This window comes from Pseudomonas sp. R3-57 (assembly GCF_051132065.1).
In the GTDB taxonomy this organism is placed as follows: domain Bacteria; phylum Pseudomonadota; class Gammaproteobacteria; order Pseudomonadales; family Pseudomonadaceae; genus Aquipseudomonas.
In genome coordinates, this window is record NZ_CP071655.1 from 3,405,031 (window position 1) to 3,423,666 (window position 18,636).

At 60.1% G+C, this 18,636-nt stretch carries 15 protein-coding genes; 9 read left to right on the forward strand and 6 right to left on the reverse strand.

Annotation, left to right across the window (positions count from 1 at the left end; genetic code table 11):
• Positions 1 to 20: 20 nt before the first annotated feature.
• A complete protein-coding gene (locus J3P93_RS15300; protein WP_434589221.1) occupies positions 21 to 566 on the forward strand; it encodes a GNAT family N-acetyltransferase in 546 nt (181 codons plus the stop codon).
• Positions 567 to 857: 291 nt separating this feature from the next.
• Here J3P93_RS15300 and J3P93_RS15305 read toward each other — a convergent pair whose 3' ends face one another.
• A complete protein-coding gene (locus J3P93_RS15305; RefSeq protein ID WP_434589223.1) occupies positions 858 to 1,781 on the reverse strand; it encodes a carbon-nitrogen hydrolase family protein in 924 nt (307 codons plus the stop codon).
• Between the two features lie 84 nt (positions 1,782 to 1,865).
• On the opposite strand from J3P93_RS15305, the gene J3P93_RS15310 reads away from it, so the two are divergent.
• On the forward strand, positions 1,866 to 2,774 hold the full coding sequence (locus J3P93_RS15310; RefSeq protein WP_434589225.1) for a LysR substrate-binding domain-containing protein: 909 nt from the start codon (positions 1,866 to 1,868) through the stop codon (positions 2,772 to 2,774).
• Positions 2,775 to 2,777: 3 nt separating this feature from the next.
• Here J3P93_RS15310 and J3P93_RS15315 read toward each other — a convergent pair whose 3' ends face one another.
• Complete coding sequence (locus J3P93_RS15315) at positions 2,778 to 3,032, reverse strand: hypothetical protein (protein ID WP_038363082.1); 255 nt, start codon at positions 3,030 to 3,032, stop codon at positions 2,778 to 2,780.
• Between the two features lie 153 nt (positions 3,033 to 3,185).
• On the opposite strand from J3P93_RS15315, the gene J3P93_RS15320 reads away from it, so the two are divergent.
• Positions 3,186 to 3,503: a DUF883 family protein gene (locus J3P93_RS15320; protein ID WP_093101352.1), complete on the forward strand. Its 318-nt coding sequence runs from the start codon at positions 3,186 to 3,188 to the stop codon at positions 3,501 to 3,503.
• Positions 3,504 to 4,136: 633 nt separating this feature from the next.
• Here the strand turns inward: J3P93_RS15320 and J3P93_RS15325 are convergent.
• Complete coding sequence (locus J3P93_RS15325) at positions 4,137 to 5,177, reverse strand: Ldh family oxidoreductase (RefSeq protein WP_434589228.1); 1,041 nt, start codon at positions 5,175 to 5,177, stop codon at positions 4,137 to 4,139.
• A 230-nt stretch (positions 5,178 to 5,407) separates the two neighbouring features.
• Here J3P93_RS15325 and J3P93_RS15330 point away from each other — a divergent pair, with 230 nt between their 5' ends.
• Complete coding sequence (locus J3P93_RS15330) at positions 5,408 to 10,276, forward strand: dermonecrotic toxin domain-containing protein (RefSeq protein WP_434589230.1); 4,869 nt, start codon at positions 5,408 to 5,410, stop codon at positions 10,274 to 10,276.
• Positions 10,277 to 10,349: 73 nt separating this feature from the next.
• Here the strand turns inward: J3P93_RS15330 and J3P93_RS15335 are convergent, their stop codons facing one another.
• Positions 10,350 to 10,619: a PepSY domain-containing protein gene (locus J3P93_RS15335; RefSeq protein ID WP_093101346.1), complete on the reverse strand. Its 270-nt coding sequence runs from the start codon at positions 10,617 to 10,619 to the stop codon at positions 10,350 to 10,352.
• Between the two features lie 152 nt (positions 10,620 to 10,771).
• On the opposite strand from J3P93_RS15335, the gene J3P93_RS15340 reads away from it, so the two are divergent.
• Positions 10,772 to 11,773 (forward strand): FecR family protein, encoded by a 1,002-nt coding sequence (locus tag J3P93_RS15340; RefSeq protein ID WP_434589232.1) that lies wholly within the window; start codon positions 10,772 to 10,774, stop codon positions 11,771 to 11,773.
• Between the two features lie 54 nt (positions 11,774 to 11,827).
• Here the strand turns inward: J3P93_RS15340 and pvdQ are convergent, their stop codons facing one another.
• A complete protein-coding gene (gene pvdQ / locus J3P93_RS15345) occupies positions 11,828 to 14,170 on the reverse strand; it encodes a bifunctional acylase PvdQ (protein ID WP_434589234.1) in 2,343 nt (780 codons plus the stop codon).
• Positions 14,171 to 15,126: 956 nt separating this feature from the next.
• On the opposite strand from pvdQ, the gene J3P93_RS15350 reads away from it, so the two are divergent.
• The gene (locus J3P93_RS15350) at positions 15,127 to 15,504 is read left to right on the forward strand and encodes a fe2+ zn2+ uptake regulation protein (RefSeq protein WP_434589236.1); all 378 of its coding nucleotides are present in this window, start codon (positions 15,127 to 15,129) and stop codon (positions 15,502 to 15,504) included.
• A gap of 18 nt (positions 15,505 to 15,522) precedes the next feature.
• Here the strand turns inward: J3P93_RS15350 and J3P93_RS15355 are convergent, their stop codons facing one another.
• Positions 15,523 to 15,711: a hypothetical protein gene (locus J3P93_RS15355; protein WP_090283703.1), complete on the reverse strand. Its 189-nt coding sequence runs from the start codon at positions 15,709 to 15,711 to the stop codon at positions 15,523 to 15,525.
• A gap of 159 nt (positions 15,712 to 15,870) precedes the next feature.
• Here J3P93_RS15355 and J3P93_RS15360 point away from each other — a divergent pair, with 159 nt between their 5' ends.
• From J3P93_RS15360 to J3P93_RS15370, 3 genes are all read left to right on the forward strand, one after another.
• Complete coding sequence (locus J3P93_RS15360; RefSeq protein WP_434589238.1) at positions 15,871 to 16,005, forward strand: hypothetical protein; 135 nt, start codon at positions 15,871 to 15,873, stop codon at positions 16,003 to 16,005.
• Positions 16,006 to 16,250: 245 nt separating this feature from the next.
• Positions 16,251 to 17,492 (forward strand): MFS transporter, encoded by a 1,242-nt coding sequence (locus J3P93_RS15365; protein ID WP_434589240.1) that lies wholly within the window; start codon positions 16,251 to 16,253, stop codon positions 17,490 to 17,492.
• A 12-nt stretch (positions 17,493 to 17,504) separates the two neighbouring features.
• Positions 17,505 to 18,635, forward strand: a complete 1,131-nt coding sequence (locus tag J3P93_RS15370) for an acyl-protein synthase (RefSeq protein WP_434589242.1) — start codon at positions 17,505 to 17,507, stop codon at positions 18,633 to 18,635.
• The last annotated feature ends 1 nt before the right edge of the window (position 18,636 follow it).

Consider the following 18,636-nt stretch of genomic DNA (forward strand, 5'->3'; position numbering starts at 1 on the left):
TCAACGAAGGCTGCAGTTTCATGGAAGATATACCGACGCTCTACACCGAACGATTGATTCTGCGTCCACTCGAACTGGCCGATGCCGAAGCCGTGCAAAAGCAGTTTGCGCACTGGCAAGTGGTGCGTTATCTGAATGCCGCCGTGCCGTGGCCCTACCCGGACGATGGCGCCCTGACCTACCTTCGCGATGTCGCCCTGCCCGCCGTCGCCGCCGGCACGGAATGGCACTGGTCGATCCGCCTGAAAACGGCACCGGAGCAATTGATCGGCAGCATCAGCCTGATGGACCAAGTCGACAATCACCGTGGCTTTTGGCTCGCGCCGGCATGGCAAGGTCAGGGATTGATGGGTGAGGCCAGTGCAGCGGCGACCGAATACTGGTTCAGGACCCTTGGACGCCCGCTGATGCGCGTCCCGAAAGCGGCGCCGAACATCGGCTCGCGCAAGCTTTCGCAGCGAGCAGGGATGCGCTTGATTCGTACCGATGAAGATGATTTTGTCGGCGGACGGTTTGCTCGGGAGATCTGGGAGATTACCCGCGAGGAATGGCTGGACCGGCATTGATGCCGGTTATGCAGTCATGCACATGACCCGGGATGAACCAAAACCAATGTGGGAGCGAGCCTGCTCGCGAAAGCGTAGTGTCAGTCAACTTATGTGTTGAATGTGCTGGCGCTTTCGCGAGCAGGCTCGCTCCCACAGGGTTTGCGGTGGGTGCAGTACTGGCGGATGAAACTGGATCCATTGTGGGAGCGAGCCTGCTCGCGAAAGCGTAGTGTCAGTCAACTTATGTGTTGAATGTGCTGGCGCTTTCGCGAGCAGGCTCGCTCCCACAGGGTTTGGGTTAGCCGGCAGTCAATGGTTGAAACGCACTCCGGGCCTGGCGCGTTCATCGACGGATAACTCGAACACATCCGGCCGCGCATAGTGGCCGACAACGTCGTAGTCGTAACGCGCGCGCACCAGTTCGTCAGTGTCGATTTCAGCAGTCAGCAGGCCCGCTTCGCCGCGTAACGGCCCTGCCAGCACGTCCCCCATCGGCCCGACGATCACGCTGCCGCCGGCAATCAGCGGGCGGTCTGCCGGCCAGTTGGCGATGTCCACGCCCAGTTCGTTCGGCGAGGCCTGGACCTGGCAAGCGCTGACCACAAAGCATCGGCCTTCATGGGCGATGTGGCGCATGCTCACTTGCCACATTTCGCGCTCATCGACCGTTGGTGCGCACCAGACCTCGATGCCTTTGGCGTACATGGCCGTGCGCAGCAGCGGCATCATGTTTTCCCAGCACACCACCGCGCCGAGCTTGCCGACCTGGGTGTCGAACACTGGCAAGGTCGAGCCGTCGCCCTTGCCCCAGATCAGCCGTTCGGTGCCGGTCGGCATCAGTTTGCGGTGCTTGCCGACCAGCCCGGCCTGCGGGTCGAAATACAAGGCGGTGCAATACAAGGTGCTGCCAGCGCGCTCGATCACGCCGATCACCAGATTGGCCCCGGTGCGCGCCGACAGCCCGGCGAGCGCCTCGGTTTCTGCGCCCGGCACGTCAATCGCGTTGGCGAAGTAGCGGGCGTAGGCTTCGCGCCCCTCGGGCAGGCGATAGCCCAGTTGCGTGCCGAAGCCCTCGCCTTTCGGGTAACCGCCGAGCAACGCTTCCGGCATGACCACGAGCGCCGCGCCGGATTCGCTGATCGCGGCTTCCCAGCTCAGAATCTGGTCAAGGGTGGCCTCTTTGCCGGCGGGCAATGAGCCGATTTGCAGCGCAGCGACAATGGATTTGGGCATCGCAGTAACTCCGTCAGGTTCAGTGGTTGCCGATTCTGCGGCGCCAAGCGATCATCAATAAAGCCCCGATTACTGCTGAATGATATGAACCAAATGAATATCGCCAACATCGACCTCAACCTGCTGAAAGTCTTCGAAGCGTTGCACGAAGAATCCAGCGCCAGCCGCGCCGCGCTGCGTCTGGGCGTCACCCAATCAGCCGTGAGTGCGGCGCTGCGCCGGTTGCGCGAGGTGTATGGCGATCAATTGTTCGTGCGCACCGGGCGCGGCCTCGCTCCGACGCTCAAGGCCAATCAATTGAAACCGGTGGTCAGTGAAGCCCTGAATAAATGTCGGCAAAGCCTGGCGATGGTCGACCCGGCGGCCAATCAATACGATGGCCGCTCGGTGACCATCGGGCTTTCCGATGATTTCGAGATTGCCTACGGTCGCCGCCTCATCGAAGAAATTGCTCGCAGCATGCCGAAGTTGCGCCTGATCTTCCGCCAGACCCACAGCCAGATTGTCGCCCGTGCGCTGATGGAGCGCAGCATCGATCTGGCGATCACCGCCGGCGGTTTTGCCGAGCGCCTGCTCAGCCGGCAAGTGCTGGGCGAAGGCGCTTATGCGTGCCTGGTCGACCCGTCGAGCCTTGCGCCCGGTCAGGAGCAGATCGGGCTGGAGGAGTTTGTTGCCCGCGAGCACGTTCTGGTGTCGTCCGGCGGTTTTATCGGCATCACCGATGAAGGGCTGGCGGCCGTGGGCTTGAGCCGTCGGGTCTGCGCGTCAACCACGCATTTTGCTGCGCTGCCTTGGCTGCTCAAGGGTAGCCGTGCGGTGGCGACGATACCGGCGCATGCCGCCGAAAGTATCGCGGCGCTCAGCGGCCTGGCGTTGCTGCCCTGCCCGCTGCCACTGCCGCGTTACCCGATCGAGCTGGGCTGGCGTACCAGCACGCAGATCGATCCGCTGGTGGTCAAGGTTCGCGAGGTGATTGCCGCGAGCTTCAACTGAACGTTACTTGTTCGCGGCCATCAGTCGATTGACTTCACTGCGCACCATGTTGGCGAATTCCGGCGGCGACATGCCGTCCAGTTCCGCGCGAACCCATTCGGCCCATTTGCCCTTGCGCTTGGCGCGCTCGCCGAACAACCGCGCGGCCTCGCCTTTGGCTTTGCCCAGATTGTTCTGCCAGAGTTCGAACAGACGGGATTTCTCATCTTCCAGCGCGGCGCGCTCTGCGAGTGATTTGTCGGCCAGATTGAAACTCATGGGGAATTATCCTGCTGCGTAAAATGGCGACATCTTACACGCTCGGCCGAAAACTCCGGCGCAGGTTTTTCTTATGGGGAGCGTTGGCGTGCAACTTTATGCGTTGCGCCATACTCCATTGCTCACTGTCCATTCATCTGCAAGGAGTCACCCATGGCCCGCAAATCTGCCGTGCAAGCCGCTGAAGAGCAAATCAAGGATCAGGCGTTCAGCGAACTTCAGGCGCTGATTGAAGAATCGGACAAGCTGCTCAAGAGCAGTGCTTCACTGGTGGGCGAGGAAGCGGAGACGCTGCGGGGGCAAATCGCTCTGAAATTGCAGCAGGCGCTGGATTCGGTGTCGAGTGTGCGGGATCGGACCAAGCCGGCGGTCGAGGCGACCGAGACCTATATTGGCGGGCATCCTTGGCAGACGGTGGCGATTTCGGCGGGGTTCGGGTTGGTGGTCGGGTTGTTGCTTGGCCGACGTTGAGGTTTTTTGGTTTTTTGGAAAAGCGGGCCTTTGGGTTCGCTTTTTTTTGTGTCTGGTTTTTTGACTTGGCGGCCTCTGGGCCGACCAGGTTCTGGTTGTTTTGGGTGAATATCCGTTTTTTTTGTTGTTGCGGCTGGCGGTTCCGCTCTTACAGCGGGTCACTTTTACAGACGCCTAAAAGTAACCAAAACGCTGGGCCCCTGCGTTCGGCCCTCGCAGGCTCGGGTTCCTTCGCTCCGGGACCGATCCGGGCGCAGCGGCTACGGTTTGCTTCGCTGCACCTACTTCCGCTGTGTACGACTTCGTCGTACGGTCGCTGCGCTCCCACGCCCGGATCGATCCCTCCGCTCAGCCTGCCGATGGGGCCGGTTAGGCAAGATCAAGGGCACTCGAGCTGGCGCTCATTGTAAGGAGTGGTTAGAAGCAGCGTTCGGCTTGGGACTGGCGGTGGGTTTGCCCCTCATCGGAACGCCGCCCGCCCAGCCCTCTCCCCTTGGAGAGGGAGCCGATCTTTGCGCTTTTCAAATTGTGTGTACAACTCGGTATTGCATGTTGGCGTACGCCTTCCAATCTCCGCGGTCAGTCCCCTCTCCCTCTGGGAGAGGGCTAGGGTGAGGGGCTTTTGATCTTGGCTTACTCTCCCGCCAATTCGCGCAATTGCTCCAGCGTCTGCGCATCCAGTGCGATGCCTTCGGCCAGTGAGCGGCTGCGTTGCCAGTGGCGGCGGTCGCCCGGTAGGCGTTTGAGGCCGACGCTGTGCATCTGGCGGACCAGTTCGCCGCTGCGTTCGGCGAAGCTTTGGCCGGCGGCTTTGCTGGGGTCGATGACGATGAGCAACTGGCCGGTCCATGGGGTTTTCGCGCCGGGGTGGTTGGACCAGTCGAATTCGAAGGAGAAGTTGCCGCCGGTCAGTGCCGCGGCGAGCAGTTCGACCATCATCGACAGTGCCGAGCCTTTATGGCCGCCGAATGGCAGCAGCGCCCCGCCTTCGAGGATGGCTTTGGGGTCCTGGGTCGGTTGGCCGAGGCTGTCGACGCCCATGCCGGGCGGCAGGCGTTCGCCTTTGCGGGCGGCGATCTGGACGTCGCCGTGGGCGATGGCGCTGGTGGCCAGGTCGAAGACGATCGGGGCGGCGCCGACGCGGGGCGCGGCGAAGGCGATCGGGTTGGTGCCGAACAGTGGACGGTCGGCGCCGTGGGGGACGACGCAGGTCATGCTGTTGACCACGCTGAGCGCCACCAGCCCTTCATCAGCGAAGGGTTCGACATCCGGCCACAGCGCTGCGAAGTGATGCGAGTTACGGATGGCCAATACGGCGATCCCGGCGTTACGGGCCTTTTCCACCAGTAACGCGCGCGCCGCTGCCAATGCCGGCTGGGCGAATCCGTTGCCGGCGTCGACGCGCACGAAACCGGGGGCAACGTCCTCGACTTGCGGCACAGCGTGCCCATTGACCCAACCGCTTTTCAGCGTCGACACATACCCGGGAATCCTGAACACACCATGACTGTGGGCACCGTCGCGCTCGGCCGCGGCACAGTTGGCGGCAAGCACCCGGGCGACGTCGGCGGAGGTGCCATGGCGCAGAAAAATCGTTTCAAGCAATTGCGTCAGCGCTTCGAGCGACAACGACGACGAGACAGCAGAGGACACATGATCGTGTGGCGCAGACATCTGAAGCTCCAGAATGATTATTGGAGGGAACAACAGCGTACGGACGACTTGCCCAGCGATTAACCATGGCCCAGCGGTCGGCTGTCAACCCTTCGCTGATTCAACGATGGCTCGCGCAGGTACGTGGCAGATTTCCACGCGGTGAGTGCGGTATCCATGTACCGCCAATGCGTCGAGTTGCGTACCTATTCTCGGGTCTCTGCCCATGGCGTCCGTTCAGAGCTCCGCTAATGCCCAGCCCCACCGCACCGCTTCTGTTTCCCGAGATTCTCGATTCCCCTGGCGTGCACGCCGAACTCGGCAAAGCTCACGGTTTGAACAGCAAGGATTTCAGTTGGCTTGCCCACGTGCAGTTGGCGACGCACGCCCTGCGCCAGCAGCAGACTCCGCCCATGCACGCCGAACGCATTCTGCTCAACGCCGACAAGCAACTGCCCGTACCGCTAGCTGGCAGCTTTATTCTTGGCGCCGGGCCGGATGACGGCGGCGTGTTCCTCTATACCCCTTATGACGGCCTGAAAAAGTACAGCGACGACGACGCACTGACCAAAGCCTTGCAAGCGCGCCTCGACAACGCGGACGAAAACGATGATCTGTTGGCCTTCATCAGCCTCTCATTGCGCAAGGAACTGGTCGAAAAACGCGATATCACGGTGACTCGCGAAACGATCAACGGCGATGTGTTTGAGGATCAGCAATCAGCGATCGAGACCACGCAGAATGCCTGCGCGCGCGATGTACTGGACGAACTGAAGCGTCTGCCTTCGCTGTCAACGCTGCTGGAAAAGATTCTCGACGAGCTGCTGGCTCCGCATTTCGCCGGGCTACAGCAGTCGCAGACCCGCGTCAGTCTGTATCCAGCCAGCGGCGCGGGTGCCGACGATCGCCGGCAGCGGCTGGATTCGCTGTCATTGAGTGAAGCGCTGCTGGTGTACTTTCGCCGCCAGGGCTGGCCGCGCGGGCAGTCAGCCAAGTTTACTCATCCGGCCCGTACCGGCGGCGACAGCGACCAGAAGGCCTGGGCGGATGCGCTGAAATCGGCGTCGGGAAAACTCGTCATGCTGTTGTTTCGAGAACTGGAGGTTTACTGGAACGCCGCATCCTTCGAAGGTTCACCCAGGCGTACCTTCTTGCGCCAGACCCTGAAGGATCAAGCGCGTGCGCAACTGATGAGCAAGCGCGAAACCAGCATCATCAGCGCCGGGGAGTTCGATGCCCTGCACAGTTTGATCCGCGAGCCGAACACGGCTGTACGGCGGCCGACTTTCGAAACGGTGTGTTTGCGCAAGGACACCGCCTCGGTCGAGCTGGCCGGCTCGCTGATGGTCAACCACGACAAGGCCTACCTCTACACCCCGACTCAAGGTCTGCAAGTGCTTGAGGACTACGCCGATCTTAAACAGACCCTGACCGCCAAACTCGATGCAAAAGGTCATGAAGACGAGCTCTATGGCCTGATGAACCTTGAGGAACGCAACCGCTATCTGGGCTTCGTCGACCCGCAGGTAACCGGCGAGCATATCGGCGGCGACATCATCGCCACGCTGCTTGAAGCGATCCTGACCAAGCAACGTCAGAACGTCGAATTCGCCTTGCAGCGTTTGCGCCAGGGTGAACATTCAACCGATATCCATGCCTTGTTCGACAAGGCATTGGATATTCGCTCGATGCTGCATGAGCGTCTGCTCAAGCTTGAGGTCAATGAGCGCTGGAGTACCCGCCCCTTGTTTTCCAGCACCCCACCCTCCTCTGTGGTACAGGCCGACAAAGCGGCGCAACTGGCGTTCAAACTCGAGAGAGAGCTGGAGAATCTCAGTAGTAATTTCCGCGATCAGCCAACCGGCCACGACGCCGAACAGGGGCGTTTTCTGCGAGGCATTCTCTGGAAACTGGCGAAGGCGTTCGAGGACGGCCTCCGCGCCGAGGGCCACATCAATCAGCTCAGCGGTGCGTGGCGGGCAGCCGAACGCAATATCATCGACACGGTGTTCGACGCCAGACACCCGACCCGCACGGAGCGTCAGTCGCTCAACGGTTTTCGCCCGGATGCCTGGTCGCTCACCCTCACAGGTCCCGGCGACGCTGGCACGCTGGCGCTTGCCAACTGCGTTCTGTTGACCGAACGCGGTGGTCTGGATATCGCGCATTCCGGGCGCGCGATCCTCTGGACTCCAGCGATCGGCCTGGAGACGTTCGACGATATCGCCATTGCCCAACAAACGTTGCAGCGCCGCCTGGACGATAAAGACCAGTGTCAGGCGCTGCTGGAAAACCTGCCAACGGCGCAACAACGGCTGGACGAGTCTTTCACCCTCGCCAGCTTCCAGTTGATTGACGAAAGCGTGGCGAGTAACCGCATGAACTCGGCCATTGGGCAGTTCCTCGACCATTGCCAGACATTGCGCCAGTGCATCGAAGACAAGGACACGCTCGAACGCTTTCTGGAGCAAATGAAAAACACCGTGATCAACACCAATCTCGGCCGTGCCGTCGAACTCGCCAAGGCCCTAGCCCGCCAACTGGACTATCCCGATTGGCTCCAACTGGCGCCCGTCGCGGAACAGCGCACACACCTTGCGCTACTCGATCAATTGCGCAGCAGCTTTGTCGATGACAAGGATTTTCTCGACGATGTGCCGGAGTTGCGCACGCATGTCGAGCAAACATTGCAAACGCTGCTCGACAGCCGATTTCCAGGCAATGGACCCAAACCCGTGGACATCCAGATCACGCCGAATCTGACGCTGGCCGGCCCGGCCTGCAATCTGCTTGATTTTGCCTTGCATCATTTCAACGTGGTGCAAGGCACCGGTTTCAAGGTCGCCTCGTTTACCGCCACGCCTTTGCCGGCGAAGCTGGATCAGGCCGCAGTCGAGCAACTGCTGCAATCGCTGGAGGTCACCAGCACCTACACGCGCAAAATCAGCGCAGCGCTGTCAGCCGATACCACGTCTGCACGCACCAGCAAGGAACGCTTTCTGCGCCAGCTTCCCTGGCATCTGATACAGCACGCGCATTCGATGAAGCTGCAACAGCAACTGTCGGACACCGGCTACGACTTGATCTGCCAGGTGCTGGACATGCCCGATGCGCTCGCACGCGCCACCGTGGCGCTGGCCCACGCCACTGTCAGCCCGCTGTCATTGATCAAGACCAGCGGCGCCGATGCCGCCGACACACTCGGGCTGTATGTCATCGGCCCGGGCACAGGGCAAACAGGGCCGCGCGTGCTCTACGCACCGTATTCGCGGTTCGTCTTTCGCGAGTTCGAAGATGAGGCGCAGTTGATCAACGCGTTGAACACGCCCGGACAGTTCCAGGACCTGGTGATCCGCCGCCTGCCAACGGAACAACAGGCGATCTTCAAAAACCTGCTGCAAACCACGCTGGGCAACAGCAGTGAAATCACGCTGCAGAGCACACCCATCAGCGGCAATCTGCTAGAACGTTTGCACAAGGACACACTCAGCCTGTTGCCACGCTTGCTCGGTTGCCAGGCGCAAATCGATGCGCAATCCGATTGGGAAGCAGCAAAGTCTCTGTTCAGTCGCGGTGTGCGTCTGGTTCCCCATGTGTTGTCCGGCAAACTCGCCTCGTTGTTTTTTCTTTGGAAGAGCTACAACGACTTCAAAGATTCGGCTGAAAATCTGCAGGAGCACCGCTGGTCGAACGCCCTGAAAAGCTTTATCACGGGAGCGATTTCTCTGTTCAGCCTTGGTCAACTGTCATGGGAGGACGAGGCGATGGAAACCACCGCGGAGTTTGCCGCCGAGACGCAGCCCCCCGTGGTGCCGGTGACCGAAACCCCTGGCCAAACCACGGAGAAAGCCGCACCGCTGTGGAACAAAGTCCCGCCCGTTACGTCCTCTCGTCTGCATTTACAATCGTATGAAACCAGCACTGCGCTGGAAGACCTCACGCTCGAAGCCAGCAAACTGGTCTATCGCAATGCGGCCGGCACACAAAAATACGCAGCGATTGCCGGCAAGGTCTATCCGGTGAGCGAATCCGAAAAAACCTGGTATCTGCACCACAAGGAAGACGGACTAGGGCCCGAGCTTGAGCAAAACAACGAGCGGCTGGTCCTCGCCAGACCCCGCAAATCCGGGCGTCGTTGCCGTTCAAAGCAGCGCGACCGCGAGCAAACCGAAGTCGAACGCAGTCGCTCGTATGTCATGCACATCCAGGCCAGAGGGATGGCGCAAATCAACAAGCGCTATCCGGCGCGCGCCTTCGTCATACAGCAAGCGGTCGTTCGCGCACGCACGTACGCACTCAATTGCCTGCATAACTATGTCACCCATCGCGGCAATCTGGGTGGCTCTCGCCTGGAACGCATTTTCAGGGAGGTTTTCGAGGTCTCTGAGGTAACCCCGTCACTGCTGAGTAAAATTGCAAAGGTGGTCATCCCGCTTTGCCGCGAACTGACCGATCCGAAAGACGACTTGCTTTACACGGAGCGTTTTTTTGCCGGTTTGAATGTGCATCCCGATAACACGGTGGCCTTCGTTTTCAATGAGGACAAACGCAGGATTATTCACCTGACCGAACTGTTCTTCAATCCGGACATGGACGCTTATACGCCTTGTTTACCCGCGCGGTTCAACGTGGACTCACACGCCCGCGCGGTAACACTGATTCACGAACTGTCGCACTTGCTGTTCAAAACCGAGGACTTTGGTTCGGTCGAAGCCATAGCGCCGTTTCCCGATCTGATCGATACCACCACCGCTATCGGGAGAGCGCTCAAAGCCAGTACGGACCGCTTGCGTAGGTCCTTTTCCCGCAGCACGCCCGCCGCGCAGTTATTCCAGCATATCGATGACAACGGCAGGTGGGTCGATCTGGACACCTTGCCCAAGCGGTCCGAGGTGCTGGACAAACTTCTTGCGCTGACGAAAACCAGCACCCTCGCCGATGCGCGCAAGGCCTTTCGTGATGCCGTCTCCGCCGAAGCGAGGATTGAAGTGGTGCTGGCCAATGCCGACTCCATCGCTTGGCTGATCAGCGAAATGGGCCGGCAACTCGATCCGTTACCGGCGGCGATCCCTTTGCCACCCCCCACGTCAAGCCGGACTGAAAACCTGGCGCTGGCGTAAACAAGCGTTCAAAAAAATGCGCAGGCTCAAGGCCTGCGCATTTTTGTTTCAAGCACTGAATTGAAGGCGAAGCTCAGTCCTTCTGATCGCGCAACACGTTGCCCGAAGCGCCATCGATGCGGAACTCGTAAACAACGCCGTCCGCCTTGCGTCCTTCGCCCTCCCAGTAGCCGTCGTTGTCGGCGCCGATCTCGTAAACCTCGACATAACCCGCTTTGGTCTTGGCGATCTCGATGGCTTTTTCGATGGTGATCCAGCCAGCTCCCGGCTTGTCGGCCAGCGCGGCGCCCGCGCTGAACAACGCGGCAGTGGCAATCAACGCGGCGAATGTATTTTTGATCATTTTTTCACTCCATTTGTGGATAGTGGTCTTGAGCGTCCTGTTTTTTGGGTGCTTGAGCGAAAAATAAGTTCCACTTTGATGGGTAAATGCCATGACGGCAGTTCTCGGCCACTTCCCCAGAAGGTTAGAATGTGCGAAATCAGGACGAGTCCATGACCCAAGACACCCTCTCGGAAGCCGAATACGATGCGATCACCGATGCCGCCGCGCATTGGTGCATGCGCGTGCATGCCGCTGACTGCACGGCCGAGGAGCAGCGCGCGTTCCAGCAATGGCATGACGCGCACCCGCTGCATGCCTTCGAATACGAAGCCATGCTGGAAATCTGGGACGTGGCCGCAGACCTGCCGCGTCCGGAATCTGCGCCAGTCAAGCCTGTAGCGAAATCGCCACGCCCGTGGCGCCAGTTCGCGATAGCGGCAGGTGTCTGTGCCCTCGCTTTGCCGCTGGCGGCGTATTCGGGCTGGAATCTGGGCTGGCTGCCCGACAGCTATCAGCACTTCGCCGCCACTGACGAGATCCGCCAGGTCACCCTCAGCGACGGCAGTCAGCTGGAACTGAACCTGAACACCGACCTGACCTTCAGCAATTACAAGGACGAGCGGCGCGTCACCCTCAAGCAGGGTGAGGCGTTCTTTACCGTCAGCCACGATGTGTCGCACCCGTTTGTGGTGCGTGCAGGCGAAGGCGAAATTCGCGTCACCGGCACGCGTTTCAATGTCTGGATGTATCAGGATCAGGTGCGCGTGAACCTCGTCGAAGGTTCGGTGCTGGTGACCAGCAATCGCTCATTGCCGGGCGACGGCTTGCGCCTCGGTCCGTCGATGCAGGCGCGTTACCAGCACGGCGATTACATGCCGCAGATCAGCCAGACCTACGCCAGCGACACCTCGTTGACCTGGCGCGACGGCAAACTGGTGCTGGACAATCTTGCGTTGAGCGAAGCATTGCCGCTGATCAACCGCTATCTGAACAAGCCACTGGAACTGGCTGACACGCGAACCGGTGCGATTCGCGTGGGTGGCATCTACAACATCAAAGCGCTGAACAACTTGCCCGACAGCCTGCCCAAAGTGCTGCCCGTCTACCTGACGCGCAACAAGGAAGGCAATCCGGTGATCAACTCGATACCGCAACAGCCGCCGAAAAGCTGAAGGCCGCGCCACTTGCGGGATGCGGCCTCCATTTGCAGCACTTCACATTGCGGATTACTGAGCGGCCACCTTCCCTGCCTTGTCCAGCGTCTCGCGAACGGTCTGCACCTGATAGTGCGGGTCTGCCTGGATCTGCTGCTCCGTGAACGGCAACACGCTCCACTGCTTCTTCGAAAACGCTTCAGTCTGGTCCCGCGAGTACTTCGACGCCGGGTCGCTCGACAGCGAGAACGCCAACAGCCCTTGAGCGTGCGGCCCCTTGTCATCGAAGCTCACCACTTGCAGGTAGCTGGTGCCACTCACCACTTCGAGCTTGCCGTCTTCGCGCGGCACGCTTTGCATCGCGTTGTAGATGCCCAGCGTACCCGGCCCGCCATGAATCGGCGTTTGCCGCCCGCCGCTGCTGACCACCTGGATATCACCCCAGCGGGTTTTCGCGTCGAGGCCCATTTTCGCGCTCATCTTCAGCGACACCATCATCGCCTCGCGCAGAGCCTTGGCCACTGCCGGTTGTTCGACCGCCAGACCGCGCGGCGTATGTTGCGGATCCTTCGGGTCGAAGCCGACACGCCAGACATCCGGCATGGACTGCATCGTCTGCATGATGTTCTGGAAGTGCACCAGGCCCACGCCTGAATCCAGATTCGCCCGGCCGTCCCAGGCCTTGAGGCTGGCACACACCGGTTTCACTGCCTGCGCGTCGGCGCCAGGGTCAGCGCTGCAGAACTTGAGCAGATCCGGCATGACCTGAGTCGCCAGATACACCTGGTCATCCATCACCATCTGCTGCAGATCCTTGATTGCCAACGGCCCCTTGTTCAGCGTGCCCAGGCGATCAAGAGCGAAACGCGAGCGCAAGCCCAACGGCTGACTGTCCTGACTGATCAGCGGCGAGAAACCGCTGAGCGGTTGCGCTGGATTGGCCAGCCACGCCGAGTCGTTGGAGTGCTGAACGAAATCCTTGCGCAGCAGTTGCGGCAATTGGCTGGCCGCGTAGATGCCCGGCTGCGCCGCTTGCGGATCGATATCCCAGGCGCAGGCGCTGTTGGAACCGTCGAGCACGATCATCTGCGTGCCGATGCGCGGGTCGCTGCACCTGGCAAGTTTCTCGGCGTTGACGTTGGGTACCACCGACAGATTCATGTACAGCGTCTGGCCCTGGTCATCGACGGCCAGCGTGTTGACCCAAGGGATGCCCTGAATCGTGTGCACCGAATCCTGCAACTGCTGCAGCGTCGAGGCCTGATTCATCGCATACCATTGTTTCAGTACGCGATCATTGTCGAGGTTGGCATCGCGCAAGCTATAGGCGTATTGATTGTCCCAGTCCAGCTTGCCCGGCCACTGCACGATCGGCCCGAACTGTGAGCTGTAAACTTCCTTGGCAACCGGCACGACCTGGCCGTCGGCCTGTTTGACCTGCACGGTCACGGTCTGCTTGTGCATCGGCAGCGACTGGCCATCGAGCAGATAACGCGTCGGATCCTTCGGGTCGAGTTGCAGACGGTACAGCGTGAAGTGTTTCGACGAGTCGACCGTGTGCGTCCAGGCCAGATGCTGGTTGAACCCAATGTTGATCATCGGCAGCCCCGGCAACGCCGCGCCCATAACGTCGAGCTTGCCGGGAATGGTCAAGTGCATCTGGTAAAACCGCATGCCACCCACCCATGGAAAATGCGGGTTGGCCAACAGCATGCCACGGCCGTTGAACGAACGCTCACTGCCCACGGCCACGGCGTTACTGCCGCGATCCAGGGCGAAACGTTGCTGACGGGCTTCGGCCAGGCGATAAGCCTGCGTGTCCTGGCGAATGTCAGCCGTCGCTTGTGGCGCGGTGGCACCGGCCAGTGCTTCGGCAAACTGCCCGACCCCGCCCTCGACCAACAGCCGCCGGGTGAGCTTGACCAGATCCTGCGCGGCGATCTCCCGCACCCATTCACCCTGACACTGCTGCGGCAACCCCTGCTTGCGACGTTCGGCCAGATAGTGGTTGTAGCCGGCCGCATAACCCTCGACCAGATCACGCACCGGCCCCGGCTGCGCCTGCCAGAAGCGCTCAACCGCCTGCGGCGTATTCAGCCAAGTGAAAAACACATCGCTGACCCGATTTTCCCGTTGCTCGACCGTCAACTGATCCGGCCCGAAATACTTCGAACGCTGACCATTCACCGTAACGATCTCATTGGCCAGCAGACACAGATTGTCCTGCGCATACGCATAACCAATCCCGAACCCGAGCCCCCGCTCGTCCTGCGCACGAATATGCGGCACACCAAAAGCGGTCCGGCGAATATCCGCACTTGCCTCGGCCGCCGGGCTCAACGCATGGGCTGAACAACTCAACCCCAGCAACACGCCAGCCAACGTCAGCCCGGTTAACTGTCTGGAAATAATCACGCTCGCTCCTGATCGACATGCCAAAGGGTGGATCAGCACCCTACGCAAACACCACGCAAAGAAGACCCGCCCTGCAAATACCCACGCGTCCACGCGCAATGAGCCTTTCGAAGAAACGAAGCCGGGGGAGAAAATTTAAGCGATCAACATCAAAAGCCCCTCATCAGAACGCCGCCCGCCTGGCCCTCTCCCGGAGGGAGAGGAAACTGACAGTGGTGGATGTGAAAGCTACGCCGACATGGAATACCGCGTCGAACTCACGTTGCGAAAATCAAAAGCCCCTCACCCTAGCCCTCTCCCGGAGGGAGAGGGGACTGACCGAGGTGACTTGGAGAGGTACGTCAAAGCGCAATACCGAGTCGTACTCAACTTGGAATCCAACCAAATTCGGCTTCCTCTCCCTCGGGAGAGGGCTGGGGTGAGGGGCGAATCCACCGAAAATCTCAAGCCATACGGCGCTTCTCACCACTCAACAATGAGCGCCAGCTCGAGTGCTTTTGATCTTGCCTGACCAGCGACATCGGAAGGCTGAGCGGAGGGATCGATCCGGGCGTGGGAGCGCAGCGACCGTCTGGCGCAGCCAGACACAGCGGAAGGAGGTGCAGCGAAGCAAACCGTAGCCGCTGCGCCCGGATCGATCCCGCAGCGAAGGGACCCGAGCCTGCGAGGGCCGAACGCAGGAGCAAGCCTTTTGGTTCCTTTTTGGCGTCTGAAAAAGGGACTCGCCGTAAGGGCGAAACCGCCAGCAGCCCCCCCGAAGCAACGGATATTCACCCCAAACACCCAAAGCATGGTCGGCCCAGAAGCCGCCACGCCACAAAAAAATCACAAGAAAAAAACATCAGGCCAACAAATTTTCCACATCTTTTCTTTCATGATTCGTCGCGCTGGTACGTCTAGTTCAGAGACAACGAAAAAAACCCATTCCCGATCAGGCCCTGAAAAGGAGTAAGCGCATGTACAACTCGCAACTACCAACGGACGGTAGCCAGGCCCCCCAAGGAATCTCCATGAGCCCAAACGCGAGCGAATTCGGCCAACGCGGCGAGCGACACGGCAACGAACGCATCCGGTTGCTGCTGAAAAGCTTCGGCCTGCGTACCAGCCTGATCCGTCTGAAAGTCATCGACGCCCTGCTGGTCGCAGCACACCACGAGCGCAGACTGGGCGTACGCGGTGTCCACAGCCAATTGCTGGACCTGGATATTCCGCTGTCCTTTCTCAGTGTGCGCGAAGTGCTCAAACGCCTGTGCAGCGAAGGGGTGATTGTCTTCAATGAAGACAAGAGCTACAGCCTGCATCCACAGGCTGCGGCGGTTCTCAACCACGATTGAACCGAGCGGCGATCGCCGTCAAGGCTTGACCTTGCGGCGCATCACGCCATTGATCACCACGACGACCACCGCTACAGCGATCGCGACAAACTGGAAGGTCTTCTCGGTGATCATCCCGGCGTTTTGCAGCCACGACAGGCCGAGCATGATCGCCAGGACCGACAAGGCGATCACAATCGAATAAATCAAGCGTTGCTTCTGGGTCATTGCGGGTTCCTGAAACGTTTGAAATGTATCGGATTTGTATCCGTTTGCATGCCATGCACTTACCGATTTGCTGCAATGCACTGCTGTAAACGGGGTCTCATGTTACAGCCGCGCAAGGGTTTTGGCTTGCTGGTGGCGTTACCTCTGAGGATTTTTCACATGCTGCGTCGTATCACCTGGCTGATCCCCGTTCTGGCCCTGCTCACCCTGAGCGGCTGCATCATCTTTCCCCATGGGCATGGCGATCATCACCACTATTACCAGGGAGGCCCAGCCTATTACCAACATCGTTGAAGCGCGGTTGCCTCCCCTTCCCTGCAGGTCGATAAACTGATCGAGGCTGTTAATTCAACAGCCCGAATCATATTCAACAAAGCCCGCCAATCGCGGGCTTTTCTGTTTCTGCCATAAACAAAATCGGCAGATCGCCAAACAAGTTGCAAGCATTTGAAATTTAATGTCGCAGCAAAACAATAGGTTGCGCGAGTCGGTGCAACTTAGTCTCTGGCCACTCATTCGATTAACCAACAGGGACGTTTATGCAGAGAACTCTAATACCCATCGGGCCCTATCAAGTGCTCGGCTTCTGTCTGGCGATCAGTGCTTTTGAATTACTGACGTACATGGCCAGCGACTTGATCATGCCATCCATGCTCGGCGTAACGCGCGACTTGCAGGCGGATGTGCGACATGTTCCCAATGCTTTCAATCTCTATTTGCTGGGCGGCGTCTGTCTGCAATGGCTGATCGGGCCGTTGTCGGATCATTGGGGGCGACGCCGCGTATTGCTGGTCGGCTGCGCCTTGTTCGCAGCGGCGTGCGCGGCGGTGTTCGTCAGCCAGAGCATTGCCGGATTCAATCTGCTGCGGCTGCTGCAAGGCATGGGTATCGGCTTCGTGGTTGCGGTCAGTTATCCGGCGCTTCAGGAGGTGTTCTGCGAGGCCGATGCGGTGCGCCTGATGGCGCTGCTCGGCAACATCGCCCTGCTGTCGCCGCTGATCGGGCCCTTGCTGGGCGTCGTCCTGCTGCAATGGCTGTCATGGCGCGAACTGTTTCTGGGTCTGGGTGTTGCCGCTTTGCTGGTCTGGCTGGGGTTGTTTGCCTGGATGCCGGAGACGGTGGGCGTGACCCGGCGCGACGGGCATCGACAAGCGCCGGTTCGCTTTTGCTGGCAGCAGACCGGGCAACGTTATCGCGCCCTGCTCGGCAACCGACGGTTTCTCGCCGCAAGTCTGGCCCTGGGGCTGATGAGCCTGCCGCTGATTGCCTGGATCGGTCTGGCACCGTTGCTGCTGATGCAGGCGCTGGACCTGACGCCCATTCAGTATGGCTTGTGGCAGATCCCCATCTTCAGCGCCGTGATCGTTGGCAATCTGATTCTCGACCGTTTGCTGCCCACTCATTCGTTGCCTCGGCTTGTTCGCCTGGCGCTCTGGCCGTTCTGTGCCGGTCTGTTCGCGCTGATCGGCTGCGCCCTGTCCGGCGCCGGCCTCGCTCCGGTGGTTGCGAGCCTGTCGGTGTACGCGGTCGGGCTGGGCATGAGCAACGCTGCTCTGTATCGGTTGGCGTTATTTGCCAGCGATGACAGCAAAGGGCTGGTGTCGGCGTCGGTCGGTATGTTGTCGATCGCGGTGATGGGCCTCGGCGGCGGGCTGATTGCAACTCTCGGCGGAGGCGCACGCCTCGAACTCTTCGCCCTGTGCGCGGCCTTCAGCGGCTTGATGTGCCTGCCTCTGTTGCAAGGCCTGCTGAAAAGGCGCAGTCGCGCCTCTGATCAATAAAGGAATATTGAAATGATTGATTTACCCGCCTGCGATGCGCTGTGCGCATTGCCGCAGCCCTATTGCCGAAATTCAGTGCCCGCAGAACTTTTCGATCAGGCCATGCGCGAGATCAGCCAGTTCCATTGCCAGCACACGCCGGGCTACGAACATTGGTTGAACGCCAACGGTCTTGATGTCCGCGACCTCGACTGCCTTGATGACTGGTCGCGACTGCCGCCCATTCTTGCCAACTTTTTCAAGCAACAATTGGTGCTCAGCCCCAGCGCAGACAACGCGCTGGAGCTGACGTCGTCCGGCACCAGCGGCCAGAAAAGCCGCATGCGCTATGACCCGCGCAGCCTGTCGCGTGCGCAGTTCATGGTCGAACGGATTTTCCATCACTACGCCTGGAATACCGCAGACACGCCCTGCAATTACCTGCTGCTCAGTTATGAACCGCACGGTGCCATTACGCTGGGCACGTCATTTACCGATCAATTTCTCTGCCGCTTCGCTCCCGTCAATCGAGTGGTCTACGCCTTGCGCAGCAACGGCGCAGGCCATCAGTTCGATCTGTTCGGAGTGATCGCGGCCCTGCAGGCATTCGCTGAAGAAGGCTTGCCCGTGCGGATTTTCGGCTTTCCGGCGTTTCTCTGGCAGGCCCTCGAGCATATGAAGGCCACCGGGGTGGCCGAGCTGAAACTGCCGGAGCAGTCACTGGTGTTTTTCGGCGGTGGCTGGAAAACCCGCGCCAGCGAGGAAATTCCCAAACAGCAACTGTACGCGCGCATCGCGGCGCAACTCGGCATCGCAACATCGCGCTGTCGAGACGGTTACGGCGCAGTCGAGCACGCGGTGCCTTACATCGAATGCGCGCATCACCATTTCCACGTGCCGGTTTACGCCAGGGTTTACGTGCGCAATCCACACGACTGGTCTGCGCAGCCTTACGGCCGGCAAGGCCTGCTGGGGTTCGTCTCTCCATACATTTCCTCAAGTCCGGCGCATGCGGTGGTGATGAGCGATCTGGCCACCTTGCACCCAGGATCAAGCTGCGGCTGCGGCCTGTCCAGCGACTGGTTCGAACTGCATGGCCGCGCGGGCACCACTGCAGGCCGAAGCTGCGCGATCGCGGCATCCGAACTACTGGGGAGACACTGAT